Source organism: Microvirga aerophila (assembly GCF_003332305.1).
Lineage (GTDB): Bacteria > Pseudomonadota > Alphaproteobacteria > Rhizobiales > Beijerinckiaceae > Microvirga > Microvirga aerophila.
Map to the genome: position 1 here is coordinate 1 of NZ_QOIO01000001.1, position 12,678 is coordinate 12,678.

Consider the following 12,678-nt stretch of genomic DNA (forward strand, 5'->3'; position numbering starts at 1 on the left):
GCGAGCGTGAGGCGCTGCCTGCCTTCGCCAAAGAGTACCAGAAGCGCGCCGGCATCGAGGGAACAATCTCCGCCGGGGTCCGTGCTCTGCACCTGCGGCGCTCCCGCTACATCGGTCTCGCCAAGACGCATCTCCAGCACGTGCTGACGGCAGCTGCCATGAACCTCATCCGACTAGGGGCTTGGTTCGCGGGCACGCCGCTCGCACGAACCCGGCAATCCGCCTTTACCAAGCTCATGATGGCTCCCGTCCCAGCATGATGAATTCGCCAGCAGTATCTAAACCGAAGCAAGTCCACGCAGGCGATGTGACGATGATCGGGATGAGCGCGAGCGCGATGACCTGGCGCATCAGAGGTCACTCCTGCAATGCCCGGCATCGGAAAGTTCCCGATACCGGGAGGTCGCTCCGGTCTAAGGCGCTGGCGGCCTCGGACGGATCGAACGATCACCCAGCCCGGCTGCCACTCACTGGCGCGAAGAGGTCACTGCACGGTACCGCGGGCCCGGCCACCTTGGACGCGGCAGGAGCATCCGGTCCCAATCGGCGCCGAACTGGTCAAAGTGCAAGTTCGAACGGCGGTCACACAGTATCCGCCGTCGGCCGATGCCACCGGTGTCTGATACGTGGCGTACGGATAGTTGTAGTACGGGTACGTGGCTGCCGCTCCGATCACCGCCCCCGTGGCCAGCCCCGCCCCCCAGCCACCGTAGTAGTTGCCATAGTATGGATAGCGCCCGTAGTAGCGGCCGTAATTGGGATAGCGCCCGCCATAGTACGGATATCGTCCGCGCCACTCACCACGGTTGACGAAGCGGCCAGGGTTATTGATCGCCGCCTGGCGAAAATCCCCGCGCCCCGGCCGGGCGGCAACCGCACCGCCACGGACGCTGCCGCCCATCCCGATCCGGGAACCGCCCATGCCGCCGCGCGGGATGTACATCCGGGAGCCGCCGCCATAGCCTCCGCCGCGGAAGCCGCCGCCATAGCCCCCGCCACGAAAGCCACCGCCGCCGCCGCCAAAGCCGCCGCCGCCAATGCGGGCACCACCCCCGCCACGCCCCCCGCGTTGAGCCTCGGCAACGTCCGGGATCAAGAGAGCGCCCGCCACAAGAGCACCCAGAACCAAGAGAATCCTGTTCATCGGCATCCTCCCATCGCTGCCCGGCGTACAGCTCCACGCAGAGCAGGCCGTTATGAAGAGAACATATTTTGATCATGTCGGAAGATCGTGCTTGATCCTTTGGGACAAGCGCTTGGCATTTGTGGCCATGAGCCTCTCACCGCGACTTCGCTCTCGCCGGCGAGAGCGAAGTCCTGAGCTTGCAGCTTGGGAGCGTTTGCGGAGTTCCGCGTCAGGCTTCCCCTGTCACGTTTCGTTCGGTTCGGCGCACTGCATCGCTTGCGATGGGATGCCGTCGTCCCAATTTGCCAAATTCCCGCAGGTCCGGTCGGGAGGGCAGATCCTCCTAAGAAGACTTGACGGTTCTTCTGCGGCGAACACAAGATGTGTCCGTGCGGCAATGGGCCACCTCGGAGCTTATGCGATGACCCCTGTTCGAACCCTTTTGCTTGGATCCGTGGCGATTGCGGGCACCGCGGTTCAGGCGGCCGATCTGCCGACAAAAACCGCCGCGCCCGTCGACTATGTCCGGATCTGCTCCACCCACGGTGTCGGCTTCTTCTACATTCCCGGCACGGAAACCTGTCTGCGCGTCGGCGGCCGCGTGCGGGCCGAGTATCTGTACGTCGAGCCGACCGACCGCTCCCAGGACGCCGTCGGCTTCCGCGCCCGCGGCCGCATCAACATCGACACCCGCACGGCCACTGCCTATGGAACGCTGCGCAGCTACATCCGCATGGAAATCACCCGCAGCAGCGGCGCGTACACCGGTGGCGACATCACCACGAGCTCCAACATCGCTCAGGCCTTCATCCAGTTCGGCGGGCTGACAGCAGGACGCACAGTTTCCTTCTTCACACATCCAGACTTACCGGCTCCGAACTTCGGCGATCTGCGCTTCGACGATCCTACGAACGCTGAAGTGAACCTGCTGGCTTACACCTTCTCGTTCGGCAATGGCTTCTCGGCCAGCCTGTCGCTCGAAGATGGTCTCGAGCGCCGGGTCAACAACGAGCTGAATTTCCCTCTGTTCGGGGTGGGCAGCCCGGCTCAGGTCCTGGCCCCGATCCCGTTCGACTATGGCGGCGAGCGCATACCCGACGTTGTCGCCAACCTCCGCTACACCGGCACCTGGGGCGGCGCACAGCTCTCCGGCGCGCTGCATCAGATCCGCGACGTGGCTTTCGGCCTCACCACTGTCGATGGCGTGACCGTTCCCGTCATCAACCCGATCACCGGCCTGCCCTATCCGGCTCATGCTGACACGGATTACGGATTCGCGCTCGCGGCGCATGCCTACGCCAACCTGCCGTTTCTTGGGACCGGGGACACGGGCTGGATCTCAGCGACCTACACGGATGGGGCAGTCGGCTACATCAATGCTGGCCAAGCGGGCCCCATCAGCAATGGCTTCATCAGCGCCGGCCGGATCGCCCAGCCCTTTGCCGATGCCTTCGTCGATCCCCTCACGGGTGAGTTCAAGACCAACAAGGCCTATGGCGTCGCGGGTGGCATCAATCACAATTGGACGCCAACCATCCAGACGAACGTTTTCGGATCCTGGATGCGCTTCGACGCCTCTGGGATCGCCCAGTACGTGGTGCCGGCAAGTGCGGCGGCGGTAGCCTCCAGCATCGCCGGCACAACCACGGGCCTTGTTGACTTCAATGAGTACCGTGCAGGCGCCAACGTGATCTGGACGCCGGTGGAAGGCTTCCTGATCGGTGTCGAGGCGCTCTACATCCGGGTCGATCCCCGCGGACGCGTGGCCGTTCCGCTCACGGATGCTTCCGGCGAGCCGACGGGGGGCTTCAGGGCAGCCGGATCGGACGATACTTGGGAAGGTCGCCTCCGCATCCAGCGTGATTTCTGAGCCGCTCCCCATATCAAGGGGATCTGGCCATGGAAGGCACAAGGCCTTCCGAGCCTTGGGTTGGCAAGTCGGCCGACTCACAATGGCCTGCTCGGGGTGACGCCGCCGATCTTGCCGACGAATTGGGCCGTGCCGACGGCCAGAGTTATGCAAGGCCTTTTCTGGGGCAGAAATCCCGGCCCTCTTCGGGACCTGAACCGCGGCATGTGTCCCAAACTGCAAATTACCTGACCAAAACGGTCAAGCACGCCGCCCGCCGGGCGGGATACTGAAGGCAGCCAAGGGACTGCCACACCAAGACCGTTTGGCCGCGTCTCCCAAGGGTGTGGCGAACCCAGCGGCGCGTTCTCTGCTTGTCTCAGCGCTGATGTGCACGAGGGGCGCCATGACTGATCGTTTGCATGATAACGCCCCGGACCGCCAACCAGCCCGAGTCACCCTGTTCCTGTTCGCGACCGGCATCGAGAATAGCTATCCCACGATCCGGGACGGCCGCGTGCGCCGGGACCAGATGGAGGAATGCGGGCACTACCGGCAGTGGCGGCGTGACTTCGAGCTCCTGGAGGACCTGAACATCCGCTTCCTGCGGTACGGCCCTCCCGTGCACAAAACTTTCCTCGGGCAGGGCCGCCACGACTGGGAGTTCACGGACCTGACGTTCGCTTGGCTGAAGGAACACGACGTCATCCCCATCGTCGACCTGTGCCACTTCGGGGTGCCGGACTGGATCGGCGACTTCCAGAACCCGGACTTCCCGGCGCTCTTCGCCGAATACGCCCGAGCCTTCGCGCACCGCTTCCCGTGGGTCCAATTCTACACCCCGGTCAACGAGATGTTCATCTGCGCCCAGTTCTCGGCAGCCTTCGGCTGGTGGAACGAGCAACTGAAGAGCGACCGGGCCTTCGTCACCGCGCTCAGGCACATGGCCAAGGCGAACGTGCTGGCCATGTACGCTATCCTGGAGGAGCGTCCCGACGCCATCTTCATCCAGAGCGAGTCGACGGAGTACTTCCATGCCGACAACCCCAAGGCGATCAAGTGTGCGGAGTTCTACAATGCCAGGCGGTTCCTCTCGCTCGACCTGAACTACGGATATCCGGTCAACTCGCACATGCACGAGTACCTGCTCGACAACGGCATGACCCGGGAGGAATACCACTTCTTCCTGGACAACACCCTGCGCCACCACTGCATCATGGGCAACGACTTCTATCACTCCAACGAGCATCGGGTGGGCGCCGGCGGCGAGATCCGGCCGGCCGGCGAGGTGTTCGGCTATGACGAGATCACGCGCCAGTATCACGATCGCTACGGCCTGCCGGTCATGCACACCGAGACCAACTTCGACCAGGGCCACGCGGGTGACGAGGCCGTCGACTGGCTCTGGAAGCAGTGGGCCAACGTCCTGCGGGTGCGCAACAACCGGGTGCCCATCGTCGGCTTCACCTGGTACTCGCTCACCGACCAGATCGATTGGGACATTGCCCTTCGCGAGCAGCGGGGGCGAGTGAACCCACGGGGGCTGTACGATCTTGATCGCAACATCCGACCCGTCGGGGAAGCCTTCAAGAAGCTTCTCTCCCAGTGGCGTGAGGTCTTGCCGACCCAGAGCGTCTGCCTGTTCGTGCCGGTCATGCTCCCGAGTGAGTATGACACGCCGGTGGCGGCCCGTCGGCGCGAAGGATGGCGTCGATACCTGCGCCACGAGCTGAAGACCAAGCCCGAACTCAGGAGCTAGCGTCATACCTTCACCATCACTATTGAGGAAGGCATTCGACGTTATACGCAATGATGATTTGCGCTGGGTCTGCAGCACCTGCTCGTTTCAAGGCGCCCAAGCCGGCTTCAGCTTGGATCCTGCCTCCCTTAGGGTATCCTCGATTTTTGACGTTGCGTCCTTGCATCGGTCCTCGATAGTGAACTCCTGGAATGCGACCGTTGGGCCCAGTCTCCACTCAGCCCTGTCATTCGTCGCTGCGGGGCTGACCGAGTAGGAGAAAATCCAAATCTGAATCCACATTGCTGGACCTGCCTCTCTGAATCCACATGACGACGCGCCCGTCGATCCTGCTGTCGCGCATCCAGCTGAAGATGTCGTTGATCGCCTCCAGCGGCTTCAGCGAATAATGAACCTTCAACTTCCCCTCACCCGCGAACTGGGAGAGTCTCGATGCCGTCCGCCAGATCCACAACGGCCCGCGGGTGTCGCTGCTTTCCCATTCGCCACTGCTCCCGCTTGGTCGCAATTACGCCAGCCGCCACGCATTCCGCCCCAAGAGAAATGTCCCGCCCGTGGCGCTCTTCCTTGGCGGCTTTTCCGATTGGCGGGGCTCGCAATGGTACGCAACTTGCCCCTACGTGCCGGCGGTCGATTGTTAACCGGGAGAGGCAAGGTCTGGCTTGCTCTCGTGGGCCATCGGCTTACCCGATTGCGCCGGACCTGGCATGCCACTATCTCAAGGATCCGAGTTTCTCGATGTCGCGGATTGCCTGCTTCTGGGCTTTCAGGAGACCACTGCCTTCACGCTTCCTTCAGGCAACGGACCGGCCTCAGGCCGACGCAAATGCGCGCCCAATTGAACGGCAGCCCAGAGGGTGCTCCGGATTGATCGCTAGACGCGGGTCCTGTCGGAAACGAAGCTAACTCCGCTGTGTCCCAAATTGCCAAGCAACAGTCCCAAGCCGTCAAGCAAGCCGCAGTCCAGCCCGTAGGCTTGCAGGCGTGGGAATCAGCAGGAGACCGAGATGCGTAAGGGAATGATCAGCACCGTGGCGGCCTTGTTCATCGTGGGCGCACCGATGGCCCAGGCACAGCAAGCCAGCTCCGGCCCCGGCAGTCCGCCCGAAAGCGGCCGGCTGACTCAAGCCGAGTTCAAGATGCTGACCGATGTTCGGGTTGGGGTAATCCGAGCAGCGCTGCAACTCCTCCCGGAGCAGGAGAAACTCTGGCCCGCTGTGGACGAGGCGATCCGCGCTAGGGCCGAGACGCGCTACCGCCGGCTGGCAGTGCTGAGAGAGCGCCTGGACCAGCCACGCAACATCGATCCGGTGCAACTCTACCGTCAGCGGGCCGATGTCTTGGCGGACCGTGCGGCGGGCCTGAGGAAGCTTGCCGATGCCTAGCAGCCGCTCTACCAGACCCTCACGCCCGAATAGAAGACACGGCTGCGCCTCGTGACGGCACATGCGATTGGGGGGCTCCGGACTGCCATGGAGAACCGCCGCATGGAGGTGGATGAGGAGGAGGACATCGAGCTTTGGGTTCTCCCCAATTAAGCTGATCCAGGACAGTGCGCCTGATGTCGAACGCAGAGTCCACGAGGATGGAGGATGGTCATGCTGCCCATGAAATTCCTGTACCGTGCCGGATTGGCGCTGGCCGCGTTCACCGCCCTCTCCACGGCCCCGGGGCCTACGAACGCAGTCGTTTACTGCAAGACGGTCGGCGTGCCGAAGGGCTGCGTCGCGCGGCCAGTCGCGCCAGTGGCCCGACGTGCCGCGGTGACACCCGGCGTCGGCGCCGCAGGCATTGGGATCCGCCCGGGTACCCCAATGAACCGCGGCGGTCCGGTCAATCGCGTCGGTCGACGCTGAGCGGGTCACGCATTCGCCGGGTCTGGAACCTGCGCAACGCGGCATGAGACCCGTGTTGATGAGCATCGACAACCACCCCAATTCCCGGATTGGGGATAGCAGCGGCAAAGAAGAGTGGGACGCCGCGACAGCCACACCGAGGGCCGAGTAAACTCAGCCGCGGACAGGCGGTGTCCTAAAAGGTTCAGCCCCTGTCTCGAACGGTCAAGCTAGCTGTCCTCGGATATGGAATGATCTGCTTCCCGATGGCCATCAGTTCCGACTCCCACACCGAATGCCCATCACTTCGCGATGATCGTTCGTGTCGAACCTGACAGCTTCCAGTCGATGGAGCAGAGGATGTCTCGGTGCAAAGGCGATGGAACGTCAACAACGACGCCTTGCTGCCTACGCCAGCTCAGCCCGCGAGCTGGTTGGCATAGGGCCGATGCATGTCATGCCACCGCACTTGGATACCCGTCGGCGCATCAAGGAGATCTCATGCGAACGATCATCGCCGCGTTTGTGGCAAGTACTTTACTGACAGGTTGAGTCTCAATCTCCGGTTCGAACTCGCTGCCGCTGAACTACGTCTCGACCCAGTCCACCCAATCACCGGGTTTCCGCAATGACTCCTTTGGGGGCCGCAATGCCGATGCGAGGCTTGCCTCGCTAACGGCCTTTATTTCGCTCTGCATTGGTTGATCTGAACCGGAGCGAACAGTCCCTGACTGTTTGGGCCAGTTGGTCAGTCACCTGGGCCGACCGTCACTCCGCCAAGCTGTGGGTGTCCGGCCCGACCAGCGCCGGAAGGCGCGGGTGAAGGCACTGGCCTCGGAGTAACCGAGCGCTGCCGCGATCTGTCCGAGCGACACATCGGTCTGATCCAGCAGTTGCCGCGCGATCTCGAAGCGGATCTCGTTGGTGATGGTTCGGTAGCCCGAGCCGCTGTCCCTCAGGCGCCGACTCAGGGTACGGCGGTGCATCGCCAGCAGGTCGGCAATGTCCTCCGCCGAGCAGCGGGTGCTTGTCAGTCGTGTGCGCAGCAGCCGGCGGATGTCATCTGAAAACTCGGATCCCAAGTTGCCCCGCAGCCGCCGGAGTTGCTCCTTCAGCATGGCGTGCAGCAGAGGGTCGGCACCCGTCACTTTGCGCTTCAGGTCTTTGGCCGAGAACACGAGGGTGGCGCTCTCCTGGCTGAATCGGACAGGGGCCCGGAAATGGCGTCGATAGGGCTCGGGATCGGCAGGGGCCGTCCGAGGCACGAGCACCTCGGTCGGCCTCCAGTCGGCGCCGCACAGGGTGCGCAGTGCATTGAGTGCAATGGCCAGGGACGCGTCGGTGATCTGCTCCGCACTCTCCGTCTGCGGCTGATAGGCTGCATACGTTAGCAGGACCATGCTCTCACTGACCGTCAACGAGGCAACCACGGCACGATCTTGGACAGCCAGGTTGGATACAAGTCCATCGAGGGCCGCGCCCACGGTTTCGGAATGCTGCATCAGCCGCCCGATCAGATCCATGGACAGGATCGTAGCGCGCTGCCCGACCAGCAGCCCGAAATGCGAACAGCGCGTATGCGCAACACACAGGTTGTACAACTTGGAGAGAGCGGTGAACGCCACGACGTTCGTGCCGTCGTCGAACAGGCTCGGATCGAGCCCAGCCTCGCGGATCAACGAATCGGGCTTAATGCCGAAGTTGCGCAGGGTCGGAGCAATTTCCTTACTGACCCCAAGGTGGATGTAACCCGGGGGAAGGGTTTGTTGGGACGTCTCGAAAGCGGTGGCTGGGATCAGTATAGGATGCCCCGAGTCACGACCAGGACCCAGAGACGCCTGCTTGCTGTCACCGCTCATCGTCGTGCCCCCCGTTGAGTTCCAAACACATGGCGCACGCCTCACAACCGGTGTCGCCGAATACCTTGAACGTGATTGGACCCGGCCGGAATCGCGTGCTCCCTTGCCGTGAGGATCCACCGGAAGATTCCTGGCCCCATCCATGATTCGCGTGATGCATGGGGCGCGGGCAGCACGTACGGCCCTCTCACCGGGGACAGATGTCCCAGAAGCCCTGGGTGCGTTGCGGATTGGTGTAGTACCAGCACTGCCCGGCAGCAGGCGCCGGCGAGGTGGCATAGGCCGTCGCGGCCGCGGCCGTGACGAAGCCAAGGGCCGCGCCGGCGGCCACCGCAGCCCCGGGTCGCCACCAGTAGGACGGCGGTCGATACCAGCCGCCCGCGGGCACAGGTGGCCGGTAACCTGGGCGGACGGCGACGTTGCCGGCCGGTCCGCGCGCAGCGGCCCCGCCATAAGCCCCGCGGGCAGCCACTCCGCCCTGCGGGCCACGGGCCACCGTTCCGCGTGGTCCACGCGCCACAGCGCCGCCCCGCGGGCCGCGGGCGGCGGCTCGCGCGTATGCCAAATCTTGCTCCTGGAGGATTTCCAGCAGCGCGAAGGGGACGTCTATCTGTGAGATGCTCGACCACAGGGGAATTGCCTTTGCCGGTGTCCCGGCGACGGCCAGTAATGCCATGAAGCAAGTGGATCCGGTTGTCCTAAGGAGGAATCGGTTTGGGCACCTGTTGTTCATGCGTTTCCCCTGTGAATGCCCGACGAGCCGCAAGGAGCGATCCCGTTGTGATAGAACAAGGTCAGTGGAGGATGTCCTCGATGATCGGTTTGGGACCAGCATTCTATCGGATTGCACCTCGTGCTTGACACTTCAGGACAGGTGCTTTGCAGTTTGGGACACGCAGTTCAGGAGAACTTGTGTCAGTCGATGGTCGATCCCACTTCCCGACCATGTGTTCCACAGGAACAGGTCAACAGCGCTGCATGGGAATCGAACCATTGAGCGACAGTCGATAATGGCAGCACGGTTTCCATCACCGGAGTGGTGGCGCGTAGAGCACCCCTCCCATGTTCCAGAGCTGGTTCAGGCCGCGCGGGATGCCGAGCCGAGACTCGACGCCGAGGTTGCGCTCGTAGATTTCGGCGTAGTTGCCTGCCGCCTGGACAGCGCGCAGCGCCCATGCATCCTCCAGTCCCAGCAGCCGGCCGAGGCCTCCTTCCAGGCCTGCAAAGCGGCGCACAGCCGGCTTGTGTGAGGCGGTCGCCTCGGCCACATTCCGGGACGATATGCCGAGTTCCTCCGCATTCACGAGGGCAAAGTTCACCCACTTCACCAGCGTGAACCAGGCGGGGTCGTCGGCCCGCGTCACTGGCCCGAGCGGCTCCTTAGAGATGACGTCCGGAAGGATCACGGCAGCGCTGGGCCGGGGAAGCTTCAGGCGCTCGGCATAGAGCGCGGACTGATCCCGTGTCAGGACCTTGCATTGACCGGTCTCGAAGGCTGCAAGAGCCTCTGCGGCGCTCGGGAACGCGCGCTCCTCGTAATTCATGGAGTTCGCACGGAAGAAGTCCGCTAGGTTGAGTTGGCTCGTCGTGCCGCTCTCGACGCACACCGTGGCGCGGTCGAGTTCCAGCGCCGAAGAGACGTTGAGATCCCGCATCACCATGAACCCTTGGCCGTCATGATAGGTGATGCCCGCAAAGGCCAGGCCGAGGCCCGCCTCCCGCTCCAGGGTCCAGGTCGAGTTCCGCGACAGCAGGTCAATCCGCCCCGTACGCAGAGCCTCGAACCGCTCGCCGGCAGACAGCGGCACGAAGGCAACCTTCGACTGGTCGTCGAAGATGGCTCCCGCCACAGACCGGCAGAAGTCGACGTCGAACCCGGACCAATCACCCACCCCGTTCCGCTCCGAGAACCCGAACAGCCCTTCGCTGACGCCGCATTGCAGAACGCCACGTTGCTTCACGGACTCAAGCGTTCCGGCGGCACTGGGGGCTGCGGAAGCACACGACAGGGCGAGAGTCATGCCAGCGATGGTGTAGAGTTTGGCTGCGTTCAACATGATCCATGGTCTCCATCAGATGATGCATTCCGCTCCCGGATCAGCATGCCCAGGAGACTTGGCCGTCACAGGCTGGAGCCTTGGCGGACCACGACCTTGGTGCCAAGCGGTACCCGTTCGTACAGGTCGATGACGTCGCCGTTGGCCAGCCGGAAGCAGCCGGACGAGATAGCATGGCCAATCGTCTCCGGCTGATTGGTGCCGTGGATACGGAAGACCGTCGAACCAAGATAGAGTGCGCGGGCCCCCATCGGATTGCCGGAGCCACCTGCCATGAAGCGCGGAAGATAGGGCTGCCGAGCGATCATCTCCGGCGGCGGGCGCCAGTCCGGCCACTCAGCCTTGCGACTGACGCGGACCAGACCGGACCACTGGAACCCTTCGCGTCCGACCCCGATGCCGTAACGAAGGGCACGGTTGTTGCCCTGGACCAGATAGGCGAACCGTTCCGATGTATGGATGACCAGGGTTCCAGGCACCTCGTTCGAGCGAAAGAACACGACCTGACGGGCATAGGGGCCATCGGTGATGACGACCTCCTCGGTCGAGATGCGCCCCGGCTCGTCACCGATCTGAAGCGTCTCTTGAATCACAGGCTTCGGCGCGGCCTGCGCGTCCGCCGCATTGGGGAGACAAACCGCCAGCGAAAATCCGAATACCAGCGCAAGCGCCGCACTCGGCGAGACAATTCTGTCATCGCACGTCCGCATCTTCTCCTCCGGGAACGAGGCTTCGATCGTCAGGCACGGCAGCGCACATAGACGAAGGTGCCGTAACGCCGGTTCGCATCCGGATCGACGAAGCGCATCGTCATAAGGTCATTGGTCGACGCGAGTATCTCGCGATCCTGCGGATGACCTGGTGGTGCCTCGAAGCCGACATAAGTCCGGCCGGCGCCATCGCCTTTGAGACGCAGTTCATGGAGCTTCGGATCGTCTGCGACATGCATCATCACGCCGTCGGTCGGGCCTTTCGCGATGGTGTAGGGCTGGCCACACTGAGACCTTGCCTCCCGCTCCGTCCTTGGGCGGTCCTTGTCGACATGGAACGACGCAATGCCCCACCGCCCGATCAGGCGTTCGCGCGTGAAGGAGGCGGGAGCCTCGACAGCAGCGGAGGAAGGGGCCTCATCCGACGTGACGGTACAGCCCGCTGCGGAGAGCGACACAACACCTGCGACGGCAAGACCGGTAAGGAACATCTGATAAGGCCGCGTCTCTCCGGAGAGGCCTGCCAAAGGTGAGGTCCGTTTCCGGTTCTCAATCGTCCTTGCATTCATATCAGTGATCGGTGACACACGCAGCACGTCCCGCTCCTGTACTCGTGGTCTGACACGTTGGTTTGGCAACAGAGATGGTCGTGGTCGATTAGCGAGTTCACCGTCCATGCACCTGCTCAGCATGCGCTGCGGACAGTACGCTTTCGAAAGGCTGGGCACCCCTTGTCACGCCCGGTGCTTGTTCTGCCCGTGGGCGAAGACCATATGTGGGCTCACCCTATTCTGCTTGACACTTCAGGACGTTTCCTTGGCCGTTTGGGACAGCGGGTGGAGAGCTAGCGGCACCCGCTGCCCCGTCTTGCGGTCAACAGACTGGACGTCAAGGTAACCTGCACCCACTGACGTGTCGTTCCAGGATGAGGAATTGCACAGCAGCCCCTCCTGAGTCTGAATAGGTAGCCCTTGGTCCGACATCCGTCCTGCGGCGGGAAGCAAGAGAAGAACAGGCCGCTCCGCAAGCGGGTGGGCTCAGGCCCAAACGCCCTAGGAGTTCAGCAGCAGGTCAACGCCAGACTTGTTAGCCGGCGCTCGGTGGTCGCTGACACGATAACGGACAAACAACAGCCGGCCTCATTGCGACATGAGATTGCGCGCGAGTGTCGCCGCCGCGGCATCGGTGGAATCTCCCCGCGCCGTTGGCATCAGGTTCCCGGCCTTGAGCATGAGTTCGGTCATGACGTGGAGAATGCGCGCGTCCGACTCAGCCACGCCCACGGCATCAAAGTCTTTGCGGATTGTGCTGAACACATCGCTGCGCCCGGGATCGACCGTGCCCCTGGCGAGCGCGTCCGAATAGGCCTCCGCGTCGCGGCCGGTGAGCCCCAGTTTCTCGGCGGCCCACCGGCCGAGGAGCTTGTTGCGGAGGATCGTCTTCTGCACATCGTCGGAGCTGGTCATTCGAAAGCCTCCGATTG

General features: G+C 63.2%; 12 protein-coding genes. 4 read left to right on the forward strand and 8 right to left on the reverse strand.

Features of this window, described 5'->3' with window-relative positions; translation table 11 throughout:
- On the forward strand, positions 1–260 hold a 260-nt coding region (locus DRB19_RS00005; RefSeq protein WP_210207424.1), incomplete at its 5' end, for a transposase.
- A 224-nt stretch (positions 261–484) separates the two neighbouring features.
- Here DRB19_RS00005 and DRB19_RS30655 read toward each other — a convergent pair.
- Positions 485–1,144, reverse strand: a complete 660-nt coding sequence (locus DRB19_RS30655) for a hypothetical protein (protein WP_162815536.1) — start codon at positions 1,142–1,144, stop codon at positions 485–487.
- 403 nt (positions 1,145–1,547) lie between these two features.
- On the opposite strand from DRB19_RS30655, the gene DRB19_RS00020 reads away from it, so the two are divergent.
- Together DRB19_RS00020 and DRB19_RS00025 are read left to right on the forward strand one after the other, a co-directional pair.
- Positions 1,548–2,996 (forward strand): porin, encoded by a 1,449-nt coding sequence (locus DRB19_RS00020; protein ID WP_114184192.1) that lies wholly within the window; start codon positions 1,548–1,550, stop codon positions 2,994–2,996.
- 385 nt (positions 2,997–3,381) lie between these two features.
- On the forward strand, positions 3,382–4,734 hold the full coding sequence (locus DRB19_RS00025; protein WP_114183982.1) for a family 1 glycosylhydrolase: 1,353 nt from the start codon (positions 3,382–3,384) through the stop codon (positions 4,732–4,734).
- A 226-nt stretch (positions 4,735–4,960) separates the two neighbouring features.
- Here the strand turns inward: DRB19_RS00025 and DRB19_RS29670 are convergent, their stop codons facing one another.
- A complete protein-coding gene (locus DRB19_RS29670) occupies positions 4,961–5,134 on the reverse strand; it encodes a hypothetical protein (RefSeq protein ID WP_162815537.1) in 174 nt (57 codons plus the stop codon).
- A gap of 607 nt (positions 5,135–5,741) precedes the next feature.
- On the opposite strand from DRB19_RS29670, the gene DRB19_RS00035 reads away from it, so the two are divergent.
- Positions 5,742–6,119, forward strand: a complete 378-nt coding sequence (locus DRB19_RS00035; RefSeq protein ID WP_114183983.1) for a hypothetical protein — start codon at positions 5,742–5,744, stop codon at positions 6,117–6,119.
- Between the two features lie 1,202 nt (positions 6,120–7,321).
- Here DRB19_RS00035 and DRB19_RS00045 read toward each other — a convergent pair.
- The 6 genes from DRB19_RS00045 to DRB19_RS00070 form a co-directional block, all read right to left on the reverse strand.
- Positions 7,322–8,428, reverse strand: a complete 1,107-nt coding sequence (locus DRB19_RS00045) for an AraC family transcriptional regulator (protein WP_114183985.1) — start codon at positions 8,426–8,428, stop codon at positions 7,322–7,324.
- A gap of 187 nt (positions 8,429–8,615) precedes the next feature.
- A complete protein-coding gene (locus DRB19_RS00050) occupies positions 8,616–8,993 on the reverse strand; it encodes a hypothetical protein (RefSeq protein WP_147021708.1) in 378 nt (125 codons plus the stop codon).
- 463 nt (positions 8,994–9,456) lie between these two features.
- Positions 9,457–10,485 (reverse strand): amino acid ABC transporter substrate-binding protein, encoded by a 1,029-nt coding sequence (locus DRB19_RS00055; RefSeq protein ID WP_114183987.1) that lies wholly within the window; start codon positions 10,483–10,485, stop codon positions 9,457–9,459.
- Positions 10,486–10,550: 65 nt separating this feature from the next.
- On the reverse strand, positions 10,551–11,195 hold the full coding sequence (locus DRB19_RS00060; RefSeq protein WP_114183988.1) for a L,D-transpeptidase: 645 nt from the start codon (positions 11,193–11,195) through the stop codon (positions 10,551–10,553).
- Between the two features lie 29 nt (positions 11,196–11,224).
- The gene (locus DRB19_RS00065) at positions 11,225–11,791 is read right to left on the reverse strand and encodes a hypothetical protein (RefSeq protein ID WP_147021709.1); all 567 of its coding nucleotides are present in this window, start codon (positions 11,789–11,791) and stop codon (positions 11,225–11,227) included.
- Between the two features lie 543 nt (positions 11,792–12,334).
- The gene (locus tag DRB19_RS00070) at positions 12,335–12,661 is read right to left on the reverse strand and encodes an ATPase inhibitor subunit zeta (protein ID WP_114183990.1); all 327 of its coding nucleotides are present in this window, start codon (positions 12,659–12,661) and stop codon (positions 12,335–12,337) included.
- Between the last annotated feature and the right edge of the window lie 17 nt (positions 12,662–12,678).

Coding starts and splice junctions, on each gene's coding strand:
- DRB19_RS30655 (WP_162815536.1), bottom strand. CDS start 1,144: ATGAACAGGATTCTCTTGGTTCTGGGTGCTCTTGTGGCGGGCGCTCTC.
- DRB19_RS00020 (WP_114184192.1), top strand. CDS start 1,548: ATGACCCCTGTTCGAACCCTTTTGCTTGGATCCGTGGCGATTGCGGGC.
- DRB19_RS00025 (WP_114183982.1), top strand. CDS start 3,382: ATGACTGATCGTTTGCATGATAACGCCCCGGACCGCCAACCAGCCCGA.
- DRB19_RS00035 (WP_114183983.1), top strand. CDS start 5,742: ATGCGTAAGGGAATGATCAGCACCGTGGCGGCCTTGTTCATCGTGGGC.
- DRB19_RS00045 (WP_114183985.1), bottom strand. CDS start 8,428: ATGAGCGGTGACAGCAAGCAGGCGTCTCTGGGTCCTGGTCGTGACTCG.
- DRB19_RS00055 (WP_114183987.1), bottom strand. CDS start 10,485: ATGTTGAACGCAGCCAAACTCTACACCATCGCTGGCATGACTCTCGCC.
- DRB19_RS00060 (WP_114183988.1), bottom strand. CDS start 11,195: ATGCGGACGTGCGATGACAGAATTGTCTCGCCGAGTGCGGCGCTTGCG.
- DRB19_RS00070 (WP_114183990.1), bottom strand. CDS start 12,661: ATGACCAGCTCCGACGATGTGCAGAAGACGATCCTCCGCAACAAGCTC.